Annotated in this window: 12 protein-coding genes and 1 tRNA gene; 7 read left to right on the top strand and 6 right to left on the bottom strand. The window is 38.9% G+C overall.

Translation table 11 applies throughout. The features are described from left to right. The first annotated feature begins 88 nt into the window (after positions 1-88). The 3 genes from rnr (at position 89) to RYH73_RS12355 (ending at position 3,683) form a co-directional block, all read left to right on the top strand. Entirely contained in the window at positions 89-2,224 is a 2,136-nt protein-coding gene (rnr, locus tag RYH73_RS12345) for a ribonuclease R (RefSeq protein ID WP_335313741.1), read from the top strand. A 176-nt stretch (positions 2,225-2,400) separates the two neighbouring features. After that, on the top strand, positions 2,401-3,375 hold the full coding sequence (locus RYH73_RS12350; protein WP_335313742.1) for a polyprenyl synthetase family protein: 975 nt from the start codon (positions 2,401-2,403) through the stop codon (positions 3,373-3,375). A 220-nt stretch (positions 3,376-3,595) separates the two neighbouring features. Beyond that, positions 3,596-3,683, top strand: a tRNA-Ser gene (locus RYH73_RS12355). 239 nt (positions 3,684-3,922) lie between these two features. On the opposite strand, the gene RYH73_RS12360 is transcribed toward RYH73_RS12355, so the two are convergent. From RYH73_RS12360 to RYH73_RS12380, 5 genes are all read right to left on the bottom strand, one after another. After that, entirely contained in the window at positions 3,923-4,870 is a 948-nt protein-coding gene (locus RYH73_RS12360; RefSeq protein WP_335313743.1) for a D-2-hydroxyacid dehydrogenase, read from the bottom strand. A 113-nt stretch (positions 4,871-4,983) separates the two neighbouring features. Beyond that, positions 4,984-6,051: a 3-phosphoserine/phosphohydroxythreonine transaminase gene (serC, locus tag RYH73_RS12365; protein WP_335313744.1), complete on the bottom strand. Its 1,068-nt coding sequence runs from the start codon at positions 6,049-6,051 to the stop codon at positions 4,984-4,986. Between the two features lie 266 nt (positions 6,052-6,317). Beyond that, positions 6,318-6,989, bottom strand: a complete 672-nt coding sequence (gene rpe, locus RYH73_RS12370; protein WP_335313745.1) for a ribulose-phosphate 3-epimerase — start codon at positions 6,987-6,989, stop codon at positions 6,318-6,320. Positions 6,990-7,082: 93 nt separating this feature from the next. Continuing rightward, positions 7,083-9,236, bottom strand: coding sequence for a polyribonucleotide nucleotidyltransferase (pnp, locus tag RYH73_RS12375; RefSeq protein ID WP_335314114.1), 2,154 nt, complete (start codon positions 9,234-9,236; stop codon positions 7,083-7,085). Positions 9,237-9,430: 194 nt separating this feature from the next. After that, complete coding sequence (locus RYH73_RS12380) at positions 9,431-12,625, bottom strand: TonB-dependent receptor (protein ID WP_335313746.1); 3,195 nt, start codon at positions 12,623-12,625, stop codon at positions 9,431-9,433. Between the two features lie 168 nt (positions 12,626-12,793). Here RYH73_RS12380 and RYH73_RS12385 point away from each other — a divergent pair, with 168 nt between their 5' ends. Both RYH73_RS12385 and RYH73_RS12390 read left to right on the top strand, forming a co-directional pair. Further along, positions 12,794-14,062 carry a retropepsin-like aspartic protease gene (locus RYH73_RS12385; protein WP_335313747.1) on the top strand — a complete coding sequence of 423 codons (1,269 nt, stop codon included), beginning with the start codon at positions 12,794-12,796 and terminating at the stop codon, positions 14,060-14,062. Positions 14,063-14,171: 109 nt separating this feature from the next. Next, complete coding sequence (locus RYH73_RS12390; RefSeq protein WP_335313748.1) at positions 14,172-15,071, top strand: retropepsin-like aspartic protease; 900 nt, start codon at positions 14,172-14,174, stop codon at positions 15,069-15,071. Between the two features lie 65 nt (positions 15,072-15,136). Here the strand turns inward: RYH73_RS12390 and RYH73_RS12395 are convergent, their stop codons facing one another. Next, the gene (locus RYH73_RS12395) at positions 15,137-16,597 is read right to left on the bottom strand and encodes an MFS transporter (RefSeq protein ID WP_335313749.1); all 1,461 of its coding nucleotides are present in this window, start codon (positions 16,595-16,597) and stop codon (positions 15,137-15,139) included. 126 nt (positions 16,598-16,723) lie between these two features. Here RYH73_RS12395 and RYH73_RS12400 point away from each other — a divergent pair, with 126 nt between their 5' ends. Both RYH73_RS12400 and RYH73_RS12405 read left to right on the top strand, forming a co-directional pair. After that, complete coding sequence (locus RYH73_RS12400) at positions 16,724-17,110, top strand: winged helix-turn-helix transcriptional regulator (protein ID WP_335313750.1); 387 nt, start codon at positions 16,724-16,726, stop codon at positions 17,108-17,110. A gap of 15 nt (positions 17,111-17,125) precedes the next feature. Beyond that, positions 17,126-17,953: an SGNH/GDSL hydrolase family protein gene (locus RYH73_RS12405; RefSeq protein WP_335313751.1), complete on the top strand. Its 828-nt coding sequence runs from the start codon at positions 17,126-17,128 to the stop codon at positions 17,951-17,953. The last annotated feature ends 37 nt before the right edge of the window (positions 17,954-17,990 follow it).

A 17,990-nucleotide genomic window follows, 5' to 3' on the forward strand; every position in this document is an offset into this window, starting at 1 on the left:
CGAGAACTATCAAGTAGTTCCCAATGTTATGTTATCGATCAATACTTAATTATTTTAGCTGGGGGCAATTCTATTTAAAAGCTAATTTATGTCTACAAAAAAAGCAACCGCAATTAAACAGGTACTTTCTCAACTGATCGCCGATGTATTCGAAAGATCGGGGAATAAGGCCTTAAATTATAAACAGGTATCTGCTAAGCTCAATATTGCAGACCCTACATCAAAGAGTACGATATTATCTATCCTCCAAGAAGAATCAAAATCTAAATCCGGTTTATTTAAGGAAGTCGAAGCAGGTAAATTTACGTTACGTGAATTGCATACCTTCGTTGTAGGCAAAGTAGATATGACAGCAGATGGTTCCGCATACATTGTTACCGAAGACGAATTTGAAGACGATATTTTTGTGGCTCCTAGAAAGCTTCGGAATGCATTGCATGGTGATACTGTAAAAGTTTATGTTTATGAAAAAAGCAGAGGTCGTAAAAAAGAAGGAGAAGTTGTAGAAATCATTCAACGTTTTAGAAGCGATTTTACCGGCATACTTAGCTTGTCCAAGCGTTTTGCTTTCTTAATCGCAGATGATAGAAAAATGCTTCACGACATCTACATTCCGCTAGAGGATTTAAATGGAGCGAAGGACCAAGATAAAGTTGTTGTTACAATAACCGATTGGCCAACTGGTAGTAAAAACCCTGTCGGTCGCATCAAACATGTACTGGGAAAACAAGGGGAAAATAATACCGAAATGAATGCTATCTTAGCAGATTTTGGTTTCCCTTTAGCATTTCCGGCTGTTGTAGAACAGGAAGCAGATCGAATCGTAGAATCGATCAGTGAAGCCGAAATTAGTAAAAGGAAAGATTTTCGGGACATTTTAACATTTACTATTGACCCAGCCGATGCCAAGGATTTTGATGATGCCTTATCTTTTCGTACAATGGCAGACGGCAATTACGAGGTTGGTATTCACATTGCCGACGTTACACACTATGTCCAACCGGATAGCGCCTTAGACAAAGAGGCCTTTGAACGAGGGACCTCCGTTTATCTAGTAGACCGTGTCATTCCTATGTTGCCCGAAAGGTTGTCTAATAACTTATGCTCATTAAGGCCTAATGAAGATAAACTTTGTTTTTCCGCTGTATTTATCATCGACACGCAGGCACAGGTCAAAGAGCAATGGTTTGGAAAAACGATCATCCATTCAGATAGACGCTTTACCTATGAAGAAGCGCAAGAAATTCTGGAGAATAAGGAAGGCCCGTTTAGTGAAGAGCTTTTAACACTGAACAAGCTCGCACATATTCTCCGCGATCGTAAATTTAAACAGGGAGCGATCAATTTTGAATCTACTGAAGTTAAATTTAAACTTGATGAAAATGGAAAGCCAATAGGTGTTTATACCAAAGAACGAAAAGATGCTCATAAATTAATCGAGGATTTTATGTTACTTGCAAATAGAAAAGTGGCAGAATTTATCGGTAAACAAGGGAAGGGAAAGAATAAATTGCCTTTTGTTTATAGAAGCCATGATGCCCCCAATGAAGAGAGTTTAGCATCTTTTGCACAGTTTGCCGCTCGCTTTGGATATCGGGTCAATACCAAAACGGAAAAGGAGATTGCAAAATCACTTAATGCATTAATGCACGATGTTGAAGGCACAAAAGAACAAAATGTTCTGACTACTTTAGCCATACGATCAATGGCAAAAGCTATTTATACAACAAAAAAACATAGCCATTATGGCCTTGCCTTTGACTACTACACCCATTTTACTTCGCCAATAAGGCGTTATCCTGATGTTATGGTACATCGTTTATTAGAACATTACTTAGCGGGAGGAAAGTCGATAAATGAAGAGATGTACGAAAAGATGTGTGTACATGCTTCCCAAATGGAAAAGAAGGCAGCAGATGCAGAGCGAACTTCCGTAAAATATAAACAGGCAGAATTCTTGCAGAATCAAATCGGTACTGTCTATTCGGGCATCATATCAGGCGTGACAGAATGGGGAATGTATGTAGAAATCGAAGAAAATAAATGCGAAGGAATGGTACGCCTAAGGGATATTACAGACGATTTTTATTCGCTTGACGAAAAGAACTATGCCATCATCGGCCAACGTAAAAAGAAACGTTATCAATTAGGTGATGAGGTGCAGATAAAAGTGAAGACGGTTAATTTAGCAAAACGGCAAATTGACTTTACACTTATGAGTTAAGCCGAAATCTGACCCTTAAAAGGAACATTTTTATGTTCCTTTCTTTTTACCGTATGTTTACTTTTCACAAATAGAAAGCAAACATGTTTTTCAAAAATTAACGAAAGGCATCCTTCTTATTACGAACACACCTGTTCATAGAAGGGGATATAAACTAATTTTTCTATCTTCGTGCCATGCATTCGATAGCCGCGTTACAGACTATTATTGGCGAAGCCTTAATTGAAAGAAATTTCCCTAGCAATCCGGACACACTATACAAGCCGATCAAATATTTTTTGGAAATTGGCGGTAAACGTTTACGCCCCGTACTTACTTTATTGGCCGCTGATTTATTTGGAGCACCCGTAAAGGCAAGTCTTCCTGCTGCTTTAGCCGTTGAACTTTTCCATAACTTCACCTTGATACACGACGATATCATGGATGAAGCTCCGTTAAGACGTGGGCGAGAAACCATTCACAAAAAATGGGATATTAACACGGCCATCTTATCCGGGGATGCAACATTGATTACAGCTTATCAATTACTTGGCGAGTGCAACCCTGAATTACTTCCAGCATTACTGAATGTTTTTAATAAAATGGCTCAGGAGGTGTGTGAAGGACAACAATTGGACATGGATTTCGAAAAATTACTGGCGGTAAGCGAAGAAGAATATCTCTACATGATTCGCCTAAAAACGTCCGTATTATTAGGCGCTGCTTTAGAGATGGGTGCTATTTTTGGGCAGGTAAACAAACAGGATCGAGAAAATATATATGCTTTTGGCGTTAATATGGGAATCGCGTTTCAACTTCAAGACGATATATTGGATGTTTATGGTGATCCAACCAAATTTGGGAAACAAGTTGGCGGTGATATCATTGAAAACAAAAAAACCTATTTACTCATTAATGCTTTACAATTAGCGGAGGGACTGGACAAACAAGAGCTAATTCATTGGATTGAAACAGAAGATTTTGATCCACAACAAAAAATAGGCCGTATAACGGCTATATATAATCAGCTTGGTATTGAGAAACTGGCTCATCAGAAAAAGATGAATTTTGCAGATCAGGCTTATCAGGCTTTGGAGGCTATAGCACTCCCTTCAGAAAAGAAGCGGCCCTTAATCGAATTTGCAGAAAGTTTGCTCAGTAGAGAACGCTAGTTGTCATTTAAAAGAAAAAGGGGCTTTATAAAAATACCCCCAGAAAGTTAAACACTTTCTGGGGGTATTTTTATGAAAAGAAATGGGAAGGACGGTTTAGTTTCTAGACATACTATGTTTACATAAAATTAATTTACAAGAAATGAAGGAGTTACTTTACACGGGCAAAAAAAGGTGAAATTAAATTTGTTAAAACGACCGGAGTTTGTACTTTTGTCGCGGAAAGTTGGCAGAGTGGTCGAATGCGGCGGTCTTGAAAACCGTTGTCTGTAACAGGACCGGGGGTTCGAATCCCTCACTTTCCGCCAAAGCAAAATCAACCCGACCTAGTCGGGTTTTGTTGTTTATAGGCTTTTGTGAGCTTGCTCAAACAAAAGGATCAAAACAACAAAAGTAAGAGCGCAGCGAGTGGTGATTTTGCGTTGAAGCCCCTCCCCCCGGGGTCACCGAGTACAGCGAGGTAATCCCTTTTGTGAGCTTGCTCAAACAAAAAAAGGGAAACCAACATGTTTCCCTTCTCATAATTAAGAATGAATGGTTGTTTAAACTATCCTTTAAAATATTCAATAATAATATTAGCTAGCTCTTCTCCTATCCTTTCTTGCGCTTCATTTGTTGCAGCACCAATATGCGGCGTTAACGAAACTTTTGGATGAGTCAATATTTCCTTTCTTGGTGTTGGTTCGCTATCAAATACATCCAGCCCTGCAAAAGAAACCGTTCCATTATTTAAAGCTTCAATTAAAGCCAATTCATCAATCGTACCACCCCTGGAAGCATTAACAACACCAACGCCCTTTTTCATTAAGCCAAATTCTTCCTTACCGAGTACGGGTTTATCTAAGAAAGGTACGTGCAAACTGATAAAATCAGCTTGTTTGATCAGTTCATCAGTACTTACCTGCGTTATCGGCACATCAACAGAGACACCGCCCGATAAGCTTAACGTTAATGTTTTAGGTATAGACACAAAATCACTGGCAATCACATTCATGCCAACGCCTAAAGCTACTTTTGCAGTTTCTTGGCCAATACGCCCAAAACCAATCACCCCTAAGGTTTTACCCTTTAATTCAATTCCCTTTGCATAGGCCTTTTTTAAACCGGCAAAGTTAGTATCTCCTTCTACAGGCATTTTGCGGTTGGCATCATACAGAAATCGAACACCGTTATAAAGATGCGCAAAAACAAGTTCCGCCACCGACTGAGAAGAAGCGGCGGGTGTATTGACAACAGCAATTCCTTTTGATCGAGCATATTCAACATCAATATTATCCATGCCCACTCCTCCCCGACCAATCAATCTTAAATTAGGGCAAGCATCAATCAAATCTTTTCTAACTTTTGTAGCACTTCTAACCGTTATGGCATCATAAGCTTGCAATTTCACAGCCAGCTCATCCTGAGGGATGTGGTTGATATCAACGGTAAATCCAGCCTTCTCTAACAATTCTTTTCCCAATGGATCTATACCATCGTTCGCTAATAATTTCATATTATGTATTCTATCTTTAAAAAATTCATACAAATCCCGATTGCCAATATGAATCAACAAAAAGGAAAATCACCTATATATACTATTCATCTTTGCAATAAGGATTTGCTTTGCTAGGCATTTTTCTCAGCAAATTCTTGCATCAGATCAACCAATGTATTAATACTGGTAATGGTCAATGCATTGTAAATCGATGCGCGGAAACCGCCTACACTTCTATGTCCTTTGAGTCCAACCAGTCCACGTTCTTCAGTTAGCGCCAGGAATGATTTTTCCAAATCTGCGTTTTCCATAACAAAAGTAACATTCATTCTAGAGCGATCTTCCAATTTCGCCGTTCCTTTAAACAATGGGTTACGATCGATTTCATCATACAATGTACGTGCTTTTATTATATTCTCACGCTCGATTTCCTCTACACCGCCTTTAGCTTTCAACCATCGCAAATTCAATAGAGAGACATAAACAGCATAAACCGGAGGCGTATTATACATAGAACCGGCCTCTGCATGTTTACGATAATCAAATATCGACGGAATATCTTTCCCTGTCTTCCCTAAGATATCATTCTTCACAATAACCAGTGTTAGTCCTGCAGGTCCCATATTTTTCTGTGCTCCTGCATAGATTAACCCATAGTCAGCCACATTGATTCTACGGCTTAAAATATCGGAAGACATATCACATACAAGAGGTATAGGTGATTGAGGCGTTTCAAACAACTCCGTTCCGTAAATTGTGTTGTTGGAAGTATAATGAAAATAAGCCGCGTCAGCTGGCACGGTATACTCTTTCGGAATATAGGTATAATTTGCCTCCTTGGAAGATGCTACTACCTGAATTGTTCCGATTTTTTGCGCTTCCTTATAGGCTTTTGATGCCCAGGTCCCAGAGTCCAAATAGGCCGCTTTTCCAGCTTGAGGGAGTAAATTCATGGGGACCATTGCAAATTGCTGACTAGCCCCGCCCTGCAAAAACAATACAGAATATCCATCAGGAACAGCTAATAAATCCCTGACCAATGCTTCAGTTTCTTCTATAACAGCTTCGAAGGCTTTAGAACGATGGGAAATTTCTAAAATGGATAAACCGGAATTATTAAAATCAATTACAGCTTGAGAAGCTTCTCTAAAAACCTCTGGAGGAAGTATGCACGGCCCCGCACCAAAATTGTGTTTCATTATTCTTTCTATAGATTTAAAAAATGAGCATTAAATTAACAATTTCACTTTAAATAGCTTTTATACTTGGTATAGCGATAAAATTATTTTTATTTGACAAATGTAAACTTTTTATAAAAAAAACTCAAAGTTTTTAAGGTTTTATTGTCAAAATAATGACAATCTTTTCATTGACTTGAATAGATAACAAAATTAAATTTTGTAAAAAGTTCAAAAAAAAGAAAAAGGGAGCAAAAGCTCCCTTTTTCTTTTTTTTGAACCTGCTCTTACACCATTTTGGTTGTTGGAGAGACGTCCTTCAATTCTTTAATAGCGGCTGTTTGATCAGCAGCTGCAAAAACAGCGTTTCCTGCTACCAACACATCAGCCCCAGCTTGCAATAAAGGAAGTGAGTTTTCGTGGTTTACACCCCCATCAATTTCTATTAACAGATTCGGATTTCTAGTCTGCGCAAGTAAACGAAGCTCGTGAATGCGACGGTAAGTACTTTCAATAAATTTCTGACCACCGAACCCTGGATTTACCGACATCATACATACCAAATCAATGTCTTCGACAATATCATTTAAATGAGCAATAGGTGTATGTGGATTAATAGCTATACCTGCCTTACAACCCAGTTCCTTAATTTTCTGTATCGTACGATGCAAATGGATACAGGCTTCAAAATGGACCGATATATTGTTTGCTCCTACTTCCTTAAATTCATTTAAGTATCGATCTGGGTCAACAATCATTAAATGTACATCCAACGGTTTAGTTGCATGCTGTTTCACAGCTTTCACAACCGGAAAACCAAAAGAAATATTCGGGACAAATAAACCATCCATAATATCAACATGGATCCAGTCGGCCTCGCTTTTATTAAGCATTTCAATATCACGTTGAAGATTTGCGAAATCAGCAGATAAAATCGAGGGGGCTACTAAATGACTCATTGGTAAAATCTTTTTTGTAAGAATGAAAATGACCGAAAAGCAAAAGCCATCGCTAATTGCGGAAATGCAAAAGCAATGGCTTCCGATATTTAACTATTGTTCTTGTTTATTTTCAGGTTCCTGTTTTTTCTCTGGACGAGGTAAAAGTGCTTTCCTGGAAAGCTTTAATTTACCTTGTTTGTCAATATCCAACAGTTTAACCTTAACAATTTCGCCTACCTGGAAAATTCCGTCCATCGTTTCGTAGCGTTTCCAATCAATCTCGGAAATATGAAGCAAACCATCCTTACCCGGCAAGATCTCAACAAAAGCACCGAAAGGCATAATCGATTTCACTTTTCCCTCGTAGATTTCTCCAACTTCAGGTTTTGCTGCAATAGCTTTAATACGTCTTACCGCATCATCGATAGACGTTTTATTATCAGCAAACACTTGCACGATACCTTTACCTTCAATCTCCTCGATTGAGATGGTTGTTCCGGTTTCCCGTTGCATTTCTTGGATAATTTTACCTCCAGGGCCAATAATAGCACCAATAAATTCTTTATCGATGGTTAAGCTTACAATACGTGGTGCATGTGATTTAAAATCTTCGCGAGGCGCCTGAATCGTTTTAAGCATTTCATCTAAAATATGTAAACGCGACTCCTTAGCCTGATACAACGCTTCTTTTAAAACTTCCCATCTCAATCCATTGATTTTCAAGTCCATTTGACAAGCCACGATTCCTTTACTTGTACCGGTAACCTTAAAATCCATATCACCCAAGTGATCCTCATCACCTAGAATATCGCTTAATACAGCATATTTACCTGTTTTTTCGTCTGTGATAAGTCCCATTGCAATTCCCGATACCGGTGCTGTAATTTTCACACCCGCATCCATTAATGCCAATGTTCCCGCACAAACGGTAGCCATCGAGGAAGAACCATTTGATTCTAAAATATCAGATACAACACGTATCGTATAAGGGTTTTCTTCTTGCCCAGGTAATACTTGTTTCAAGGAACGCATTGCTAGGTTACCATGTCCCACCTCGCGGCGGCCAGGACCACGATTTGGTCTTACCTCACCTGTGGAGAATCCAGGAAAATTATAATGCAAGATAAATCGGCTATAACCATTAATAAAGGCACCATCGATCATTTGTTCATCCTCCTTTGCTCCCAAAGTAACCGATGTAAGCGATTGCGTTTCTCCTCTGGTGAAGATTGCTGATCCATGTGCAGCAGGTAAATAGTCAACCTCGCTCCATATAGGTCTTACCGTACGCACATCACGCCCATCAAGACGTATCCCTTCATTCAGAATAAGGTTCCGCACTGCATCGTACTGTACGTCATGAAAATATTTCTTCGCTAAGAATACCGTTTCTTCATCTACGTCTTCCCCTAAAGTAAGGGCAAATGCCTCGGCAATATCGGCAAATTTAGCTGACCGTTCCTTTTTTGATAAACCGGACTTTGCAACAGCATAAACGCTGTCATAGGTGGCTGTATAAACACGTTCTTTTAATTCAGGATTACTAGGTTCATGATTATAAACCCGCTTCTCCTGACTGCCTACCATCTCCGCCAATTCAATTTGTGCCTGCACCTGCACTTTGATCGCCTCATGTGCAAAAGCAATAGCTTCCACCATTTCTTCCTCAGAGATTTCTTTAGACTCTCCTTCTACCATCACAATATCATTAGCCGAACCGGCAACAATAAATTCAAGGGAAGCTTTCCCCAATTCACTTAGCAAAGGATTAATTACTAGCTTACCATCAATTTTCGCTACACGAACTTCCGAAATCGGTCCATTAAAAGGGATGTCCGAAACCGCTAACGCTGCTGATGCTGCTAATCCGGCCAATGCATCCGGCATAATATCTTTATCAGCAGATATAAGCGTTATCATCACTTGTGTATCTGCATGATAGTCATCTGGAAATAAAGGACGGAGGGCTCGGTCAACCAAACGTGAAATTAGAATTTCATAGTCAGACAAACGGGCCTCTCTTCGCAAAAATCCACCCGGAATACGACCAGTTGACGCATATTTTTCTTGATAATCAACGGAAAGTGGTAAAAAATCAGTCCCAGGCTTTGCCTCTTGGGCGGATACTACAGTTGCTAAAAGCATTGTATTGCCCATTTTAACCACGACAGAACCGTCAGCCTGTTTCGCCAGCTTACCGGTCTCAATTTCGATCTGGCGGCCGTCGCCGATATCGAATACTTTTTTAATTGCGTTATAACTCATGTTTTCGTTCAATGATGCGTTGGTCATCTTAAAAAACGCATCCATTTTTAATTATTTAGACTCTTATTTTGCCACAAAGGTAAATAAAAAAAGCCATCACTTTATAGTGTGGCCTTTGTAAAATGTATCGAAACGTTCTGTCATTCGAGCCTCAGCAGGAAGTTGCTGTTTGAATGCATAAGATGCATCAAAAATCAAAATCCATAGCGTAACCCTAATTGAAATTGATAGGGGTTGCCGGATGGATTCACAATACCGGAATTATTCACTCGGTAGTTGAACTGCTGTCTATTTGTATCGAATTGCGGCAGAGCAGCTGAAGTTTCGGTTTCAGGAACACCGAGTGCGTATAATGCTTGATTACCTAATGATTCATTAACTCCCCAAGTTTTCTTAAATAAATTGGCAACATTGAAAATATCACAAGACAACTCTAGTGCATGCGTTTTATACAAGAAAAACTTCTTTGTAACCCGTAAATCAATCACCCCATAAAATCCATTCACACCGCCATTCCTTTCGGCTATTCGTCCCGCATATTTAGTAATATAATCTTTCAAGCTTTGACTAGCATCCGGGTTATCGAGCAATGCTTGTAAACCTGTCTGAAGATTCGACGGTGTACTCGCATTATTAGGGTCAAAGATAAATGCCAGGTCATTGTTTCCGGACACAAAATCACCATTCGTATTTCCTCCGGAAAGCAGGCTATACCTAGTACCACCAATACCTGAGTAGCGTACGCCAACACTAATGCCGTAAAAGGTCGGCAAAGTCCCATAAATAACTAGTTTATGCCTAAATTGGTTATCGGAATAACTCATTTTACTCAAATCACGTGGATCATCTTTAACAGGTAATGACAAGGTTGCGGTATTAGCTACGTTACCATTAAAGGAAGTGTTGTCTTTCGTATCGTTCCAAGTATAACTAACCGATATTTCACCGTCTTTGAAATACCGATATGTTCCATCAACAACCACCGCAAATTGATTGATTTTTCCTTCACTATTAAGCTCCAATACACGACCGAAACGCCTGCTGATACGTCCCTCTTTCCAGTCGGCCGCACCATTTTGAATCGCTTCTACCGGTACATATACGCCTCTATTGTCTTCATTACTGAGCCTAAAGAACGGTTCTTCACTCATATTACGGTCGACATACATGTAATTATTTCTTCCCAAGGTAGCGAAACCGGTAACTCCTATTTTAATTTTATCATTTATAAATCGGGTATATGATATATTTCCTTTGTATACGATCGGGATCTTTGCGTCCGGACCATACGTATTAATGGTTGGTACTTGAAATTCGGGCAAGGTAGGTATCGCTGAAGGATTATTCCGATAAGATATAAAATCGACGGGCGGCACATCTGCACCGCGAACATCCACCGTAGCAAAGTGTCGTCCATCGAAGGTTAGGTTATTGATGGTCATGTAATTATTAATGTCAGAAGCAAAGACACCTGCACCTAAACGAAGATAATCGGTATGTCGCTCATTTACATCCCAGGTAAATTGAAAGCGCGGTTGTACTACAAAGGATTGAAGGGAGTTATCGGTACGAACCCCCAACTCATCATACAAAAGTTCATTAAGTGGTGATTTAGGATAATGCCCATAATCTAAACGCAAACCAGCCGTCATATCTAGACCTTTAGCCAGTTTGGTTTGCATTTGTCCATAAATACCGGCATTTAAGATATTCGCTTTGACAGTTGGATCAGCAACCAAAGGTACTTCTCGATAAAATGCGTAGGGACTTAAATTATCGAAATTTTGTAAAGCAGTGATTGTTTGACTATTTACCTCGCTGGGTCTAAATTGAAAACGGCCATTTACCTCACTACCATATAAAGAATTGGCATGCGTATACATGACATCGACCCCAAAAGTGTAGTTGATTTTATCTGTGTTATAGTATAGGTTGTTCACTAATTGAAGCACATTATTTTTAAAACTTTCTTGGGCAAACCGGTGACCACCTAACTGAATATTTGTTGCTCTATTTGCGCCGTCAATTGTTGAAGCAACATTTTCAACAATCGCTCTCGGGATATTCTGCTCGGGTAATTGATCACCGGGACTACTTTTTTGATAAGTGTAGAGGTGTTGTACCTTTAACTCATTTGTTAACCGAGGACTGATCGATGTCCGCAAGGTAGCTAAGAAGCTGTTGTCTATATTTTTGTCGTTTCCGTAGGATTCATACAAATTAATGGTTGTATTATCTGCCAAACCTAATTTGTTTCTATCATTTGTATAGTTATCCCGAATAGTCAATAAATTTTTCTCGTTAATTTGCCAGTCTATACGAGCGAAAGCCGCATCAGACCCTCTTTTTTTATCAAAAGACCCATACTGGGGACCACTACCTAGACCGTATTTTGCACGTCCAATATCAACAAAATCATCCAGAGTTTCTCTAGTGATGTTAAAACGACTTTCATCGGTAGGTGATTGAATATCCGCAATAATTAGTGGGCGGGCATCGCGTTGGTGATCCCATGCTACAAAAAAATGCAATTTATCCTTTATAATGGGGCCGCCCAAAGTAAACCCATATTGGTAGGTCGAAAAATCATTATTGCGTTTATTACCACGAATATCATACGGACTGGACAACCAATCTGCCCGGGCATAGGTCCATGCACTTCCACTCACCGTGTTTGTACCTGATTTCGTTACAGCGCTTACAGTTCCACCGCCACTTCTTCCATAGGTAACGTCATATTGGTTGGTAACGACTTTAAATTCACGTACAGCTTCAATAGAAATAGAATAGGGAGCTCCGCTGCGGCTCGTCGTTGACCCAGCCGAAGTAGGGTTCTTTGCTGTCATTCCATCAATTGTAAAATTAGTCGATGAGCCCAATTGACCAGAGATCTTATCCCCATTACTTAAAGGCGACAAATCCATTAGGGATGTAAAATTGCGCCCATTTACCGGAAGTCTAGTAACGTCCTTTGCAGATACGGCGGTTGCGGCACCAAGGTTTTCGACTTTATTGATGAGGCTATTGGCGGTAACTTCCACCGCATCGAGATCTTGGGAAGATTCACGCATACTTACATCCACCCTTACTACATCTCCTTGATTCAGCATATAACCTGTTCTTACCTGTTCACCATAACCTATAAATAAAACCTTAACCGTATACGGTCCACCCAAAGGCAATTCTTTAAAAGTAAATTCTCCATTTGAATTGGTAGAACTCTTCGTGTTAAAACCGGTGGATCCGTTTCGTATCTGAACCGAGGCACCAGGTATAGGCTTATTTTCAGCATCGGTTATTTTACCTGAAATCGAGGCTTGGGTTGTTTGTGAAAAAAGCGGCAGTTTAGCCATTAAAAGAATAAATAATACAAGGAAGAGCTGTTTCATCTCAAATAGTTTTACGGTACAGTATCCGACAAAACTATTCTCCTATTGTGAATTCTTTGATGTTTTTATGTTAACAAATCATTGTTATAATTGATTGCGAAAGCGTCCATGCAACCTTTTAATAAGTTTTCACGTCTTCAAACAACAAAGTTTAATAGGTTCCGGATAATGAAAACATCGACCCTCTTTATTTTAATTTTCATCAGCATTAGCAGCTCACTTGCACAAAAACAGACAGGCATTAAGATGCTCAACAAATATCTTCAAGAAAAAGAGTTCTTTAAATTGGAGGCAGCCTATAAACAACAAAAGAATATCCTCTCCGAGTTCGATGACATGTATTACGGTGCCTTAATCGACAATGCTTCAAATCGATGTGCAGAATCCACTAAAAAAATTGAAAGATTATTAAATGGAAGCAAGCTGAAAGGTCAAACGACACTACAGTTATTAAAAGTTCAAATGGACAACGCTGTTAAATTAGACAATTACAGTATGGCAGCAAGGATGGGCGATTATATTCTTTCATCTTATAGCTCGTTCTTAGATGCTACCGAAATTGCGGATATCAGAAATTCAACAAAGCTTTGGCGAGCACTGGAAAATGTAGCTCCTCAACAAACGAATCGTATACAAAGCTCCGTAAAATGGACAAGAGATAAAATTGGCTTAATGAATATCCCGGTTCGTATCGGAAAAGAAACGAATGATTTTGTATTTGATACAGGTGCCAACCTATCCACTATCAGCTTGAGCTACGCGAAAAAGCTAAACATGAAGATCCTGCCAACGCGTATCAATTTAAGCAGCAGTACCTCAATACAAAATGAAGCGACACTTGCCGTTGCTCCAATTGTTTTTATTGATAAAACAGCATTAAAAAATGTGGTTTTTCTCGTTCTTCCCGATGAAAACCTGCAATTTCCTCAACTTGATTATGCCATTCATGGCATCATTGGATTTCCTGTCATGAACCAATTAAAGGAAGTACAGATTACTCGAGACGGTTTATTTCATATACCCGAGCAAATTGCTAATAATGTTGATCAAAATCTGGTTTTGGACGGGCTAACACCTATTATCCAGTTAAAAATCGATAACGATACATTGCTTTGCCGTTTCGATACAGGGGCACTCGAAACAGAGCTTTTCAAGAAGTATTACGAGGCAAACAAATCAAGGGTGGAACAAGAAGGAAGAGTTGATAGTATCCGTAGAGCCGGTGCAGGCGGGACACATAAAGTCAACGCTTATAAAATGGCACCATCAACTTTTATTATCAATCATAAAAAAACAACGCTCAGCAATTTCGCCATATTAACAGAGTCTCTTGGCGATTTTGACAAGCATTTTTATGGTAACATAGGTCAAGACATAATTGGCAGGTTCAACAAAATGACAATCAATTTTCAGTCCATGTATATTGATTTTGATTGACCTGTCTTTTCAGTCAAACCAGTAAACGGTAAATTGTATATCCGATGGCTTTTTACTATGTTTGATCAAAAAAGCAGGAGATCAATTGATTAACATATCAGGATGGTTAATGAGCTCAAAGAGTGTGATTTTCTTAAAAGAACAGTTGAATTCAGCTATGAAGAAAGCTTTTATTTTTTTCTTTATTTTCAATGCGTTCGTTGCTGAATCGAAAGCGCATGATCCTATTCCATTTACACTTACTCCATCGGGACACATTGTAATCAAGGCAGCAGTGAACGGTATTCAAGGAAATTTTATCTTCGACACAGGGGCAGGACTTAATTTATTCTTCAAAGATTTCGCTCAAAAACTGCACGTAAAAGAATCAGATAACTTTTTTGTGGCACATCGAGCAACCGGCGAGGCGATTACGACTCCTATTTATTATGCAAAAGACTTAAAGATCGGTGATAAACACTTCCAAAATCAAGTTTACAGCACATTTGATATCAATCTAGAAGGAATTGACGGTTTACTTTCTCTCCAGGCTTTTCAGCACACACCGATTACGATCGATTACGAAAATAAAATCATTACATTAAATGAAATAAACAGTAAGGACAAGAAGAAATATATCGACATTCAGATAGCAGATTATGCCGAAAAGGCTTTAGATATTTTTACTTATGTAACGCTCAACAATAAAACCACTATTCAAGTTGCATTAGATGCAGGTGCTGGCAGCCGATCATTTTGGATCCATTCAAAATTTATGAAAACACTTGATTTAGATACAGGCCAATTTAATTCATTCATCAAAAAAAGTGAATTCGATTCGCTTAAAAGTAATCGGTTTTATAAAGGTTCGATCGCTTCCATTAAAACAACAGAGAATGCTGTTCAAATCCAAAATCCTAAAGTTGTTTTTGTAGAAGGTTTAATTTATGAAGGAAAGACCAGCATCGACTGGCTTGGTAAAAAGATCGCTATCAGCCTTCCTGAAAAAAAGATTTTTATTATTAAATAACCCTCAAAATACTTCTTTCAGACAAACAGAGATGACAATCCGTTAAAACGCTACGATATTGTCAATCACTGATCAGTTGATCGATGCGATGGAAACAAAAAACAGATCAAAGCAACAAATACCAACAGACCGATATTAGCCATTGTAGCTATTCGATAGGCATCATATGGTGATGCGGCATCGCTACCTAACAAATTAAAAAAAATCCCACCAATAATACCTACACCTAGTGCAATTGAAACTTGTTGAATGGTTAAATACAATCCAGATGCCGAACCCGCCAATTGAGGTGCAATGTTCTTAAGTGACATGGTAAACATGGTGGGAAGCACAGAGCCGCATCCCATGCCATAAACGAATAGTACCGGCAGAACCATCGTTATTTGTGGATCGCCCTGCAGAACAAGAAGATGTAATAAAAGAGAAGTTATCATGAAAAAGACACCAGTTATCAACACCCATTTACCAAAACGTAAAACTAATTTAATCGAAAGAAAAGACGCCACAACATAACCTAAACCTTGAAAAACGAAATAAATCCCGGTAGTAGAAGAACTAATATGGAGCCCGTTTTGAAGATGCATGGCATTGATTAAAAAATAGGAATCCTGAACCATATAATAAAAAACAGCCGCCAACAAACCAATAACAAAATACCTATTGTTAAAAAGGCTGAAGTTTATAAGTGGTTCTTTCTTCAATCGTAAACATTTCTGCTGATTGTAGATAAAAGCAAAGAGAAGTGGTATCGATGAAAGCAATAAAAGAATGCTCCAACCAGGCCAGTTTAACTCCCGTCCTTGAATGAGCGGATAGATGAATGCAATTAATGTCAGCATAAGAAGCAAAACACCCCAAATATTAAAAAAAGGTTTCTCGGGTATTTGAAAATTATCGTCTTGTGTCAACGATTGCGGGGAGCCTTTCTTTTTCGCTCTTCTGTCACGCTTATCATCATTCAAAAAGCGATATGCTAAAAAAGCAGCAACAAGTCCAACAGGAAGGTTAATCAGAAATATAAGTCGCCAACCAGCAATCAGTAAATGCGTATCCGGTAATATACCTCCTAAAAATTGGCCGATAACGGACGCTGTACCAGCAATACTTCCATAAATACCCAACGCCTTTTCTCTCTCCTTGGGTTCCGGGAAAATTATCGGAATAAAGGCAACTCCCTGTGGGACCATGAAAGCGGCACTTACTCCTTGCGCCAATCGGCTTATATTTAATTGCCAAGCGTTTTGGGCAAATCCACCTGTACAAGAGGCAAGCGTAAAAATTAAGATGCCGGAAATGAAAACACGCCTTTTTCCAAAATGATCACCAGCCCTCCCCCCCATAACTAAAAAGGCCGCATAACCGATGACATATAGCACGATTACCAACTGAATATCTCCATCTGATCCCTTAATACCTTCTTTTATAGAAGGTAAAGCTACATTGACAATAAAAAGATCAATGACTGATAAAAAAATCGCTGATGAAACAATGAAAAGGAGAAGCCATTTATTAATCGTTCTATTCATATCGTTTTTTTATGCCGTCCATTTGCGCGTCAAACGCAATAGATTGCCCATATTTATTTATCTTTAGCAATCGAAAGTGAGGGATTTCAATGAATTGCACAAGTAGTTTGGTAAACGATACTAGGTATGGAAAAGAATACTATTGTTGATAATGAGCATCTTGAAAATGAGAAAAAAACAGCTTTTAAAGAAAATAACTGTGCTGTGACAAATGTCTTTAAAGTAATTGGCGGAAAATGGAAGGTGTTACTTATCAACGCCATTTATAATGATTGTCCAAAAAGATTTGGCGAATTGAGGCGAGAGATGGAAGATGTTACCCAGGCAACATTAACTGCGCAACTACGTGAATTGGAACGCGACGGTATTATTTGCAGAAAGGCTTACGCTGAATCCCCTCCCCGAGTTGAGTATAAATTAACAGATCTTGGAAAAACACTGATGCCCGTTATTCGATCATTAGAAGATTGGTGGCTTGCTTATGCCCAATACCGAAATAATTCGAAAAATTAGCAATCCGATTATACTATGAAAAGATTTTTAGCTCTTTTGCTAACGTTCACGATCTATTGTTCATTTACAGAAAAAGAAACCGTATGGTTAGCCTTAGGTGACTCCATCACTTATTTAAATGATCATTTAGACGAAACAGGTAATCGTGTTCATAAAGGATATATGACACGTGTCGTCGAAAAGAAGCCGTCTATCCGTTATGTGAATCAAGGCCATAACGGATGGACGGCCGTACGCATCGCTAAAGAGATTGAAAATCTGGGATTGGTGAAGGCCGATATTTATACAATTTTTTTAGGCACGAATGATTGGTGGGCGGGGCTTCCTCTGGGTTCATTAACGGACTATCAACAGAACACGGGGAACGCAACTGTATTTGGCGCATTTAAAACAATAATCAATAAAATCAGGCAGCTAAACGCTAGGGCGGACATTGTTCTAATAACGCCAATGCAGCGAACAGATTTCGTTTATATTAACGATATGCATAACAATGCATGGGGTTCTTACAAAGAAAAAAATGGGCAGCAGCTGGAACAGTTCGCTAACGCTATTAGGAGAATTGGTAAACTAGAAGGGGTTAAAGTAATTGATTTATTTCATAACGATCAACTTGGTTTAGCAAATTTGGTCAATTATAAAAGATTAAGAGACCCTCTTACCAATGCATATAAAGATTTCAATTATCCTGACTATACCCATATTCCTTTTAATGCAGACAGCGATGAGTATCCATACCCTATACAAGCCATTAATATGACCTATGATGGCTTACATCCTTCCGATGATGGCAATCAGCTCATTGCTGAAAAGTTATTAAATTTATTCAATACCCTACGATAACACTTGGATTTCAAGCAACCTATCAGCTTCTCTTATT

Source organism: Olivibacter sp. CPCC 100613 (assembly GCF_036959255.1).
Taxonomy (GTDB): Bacteria; Bacteroidota; Bacteroidia; order Sphingobacteriales; family Sphingobacteriaceae; genus Olivibacter.

Excerpts from the sequence above, each read along its gene's own strand:
- RYH73_RS12390 (WP_335313748.1), top strand. The coding sequence starts at position 14,172 with ATGAGCTCAAAGAGTGTGATTTTCTTAAAAGAACAGTTGAATTCAGCT.
- RYH73_RS12395 (WP_335313749.1), bottom strand. The coding sequence starts at position 16,597 with ATGAATAGAACGATTAATAAATGGCTTCTCCTTTTCATTGTTTCATCA.
- rnr (WP_335313741.1), top strand. The coding sequence starts at position 89 with ATGTCTACAAAAAAAGCAACCGCAATTAAACAGGTACTTTCTCAACTG.
- RYH73_RS12350 (WP_335313742.1), top strand. The coding sequence starts at position 2,401 with ATGCATTCGATAGCCGCGTTACAGACTATTATTGGCGAAGCCTTAATT.
- pnp (WP_335314114.1), bottom strand. The coding sequence starts at position 9,236 with ATGAGTTATAACGCAATTAAAAAAGTATTCGATATCGGCGACGGCCGC.
- serC (WP_335313744.1), bottom strand. The coding sequence starts at position 6,051 with ATGAAACACAATTTTGGTGCGGGGCCGTGCATACTTCCTCCAGAGGTT.
- rpe (WP_335313745.1), bottom strand. The coding sequence starts at position 6,989 with ATGAGTCATTTAGTAGCCCCCTCGATTTTATCTGCTGATTTCGCAAAT.
- RYH73_RS12360 (WP_335313743.1), bottom strand. The coding sequence starts at position 4,870 with ATGAAATTATTAGCGAACGATGGTATAGATCCATTGGGAAAAGAATTG.
- RYH73_RS12385 (WP_335313747.1), top strand. The coding sequence starts at position 12,794 with ATGAAAACATCGACCCTCTTTATTTTAATTTTCATCAGCATTAGCAGC.
- RYH73_RS12405 (WP_335313751.1), top strand. The coding sequence starts at position 17,126 with ATGAAAAGATTTTTAGCTCTTTTGCTAACGTTCACGATCTATTGTTCA.
- RYH73_RS12400 (WP_335313750.1), top strand. The coding sequence starts at position 16,724 with ATGGAAAAGAATACTATTGTTGATAATGAGCATCTTGAAAATGAGAAA.
- RYH73_RS12380 (WP_335313746.1), bottom strand. The coding sequence starts at position 12,625 with ATGAAACAGCTCTTCCTTGTATTATTTATTCTTTTAATGGCTAAACTG.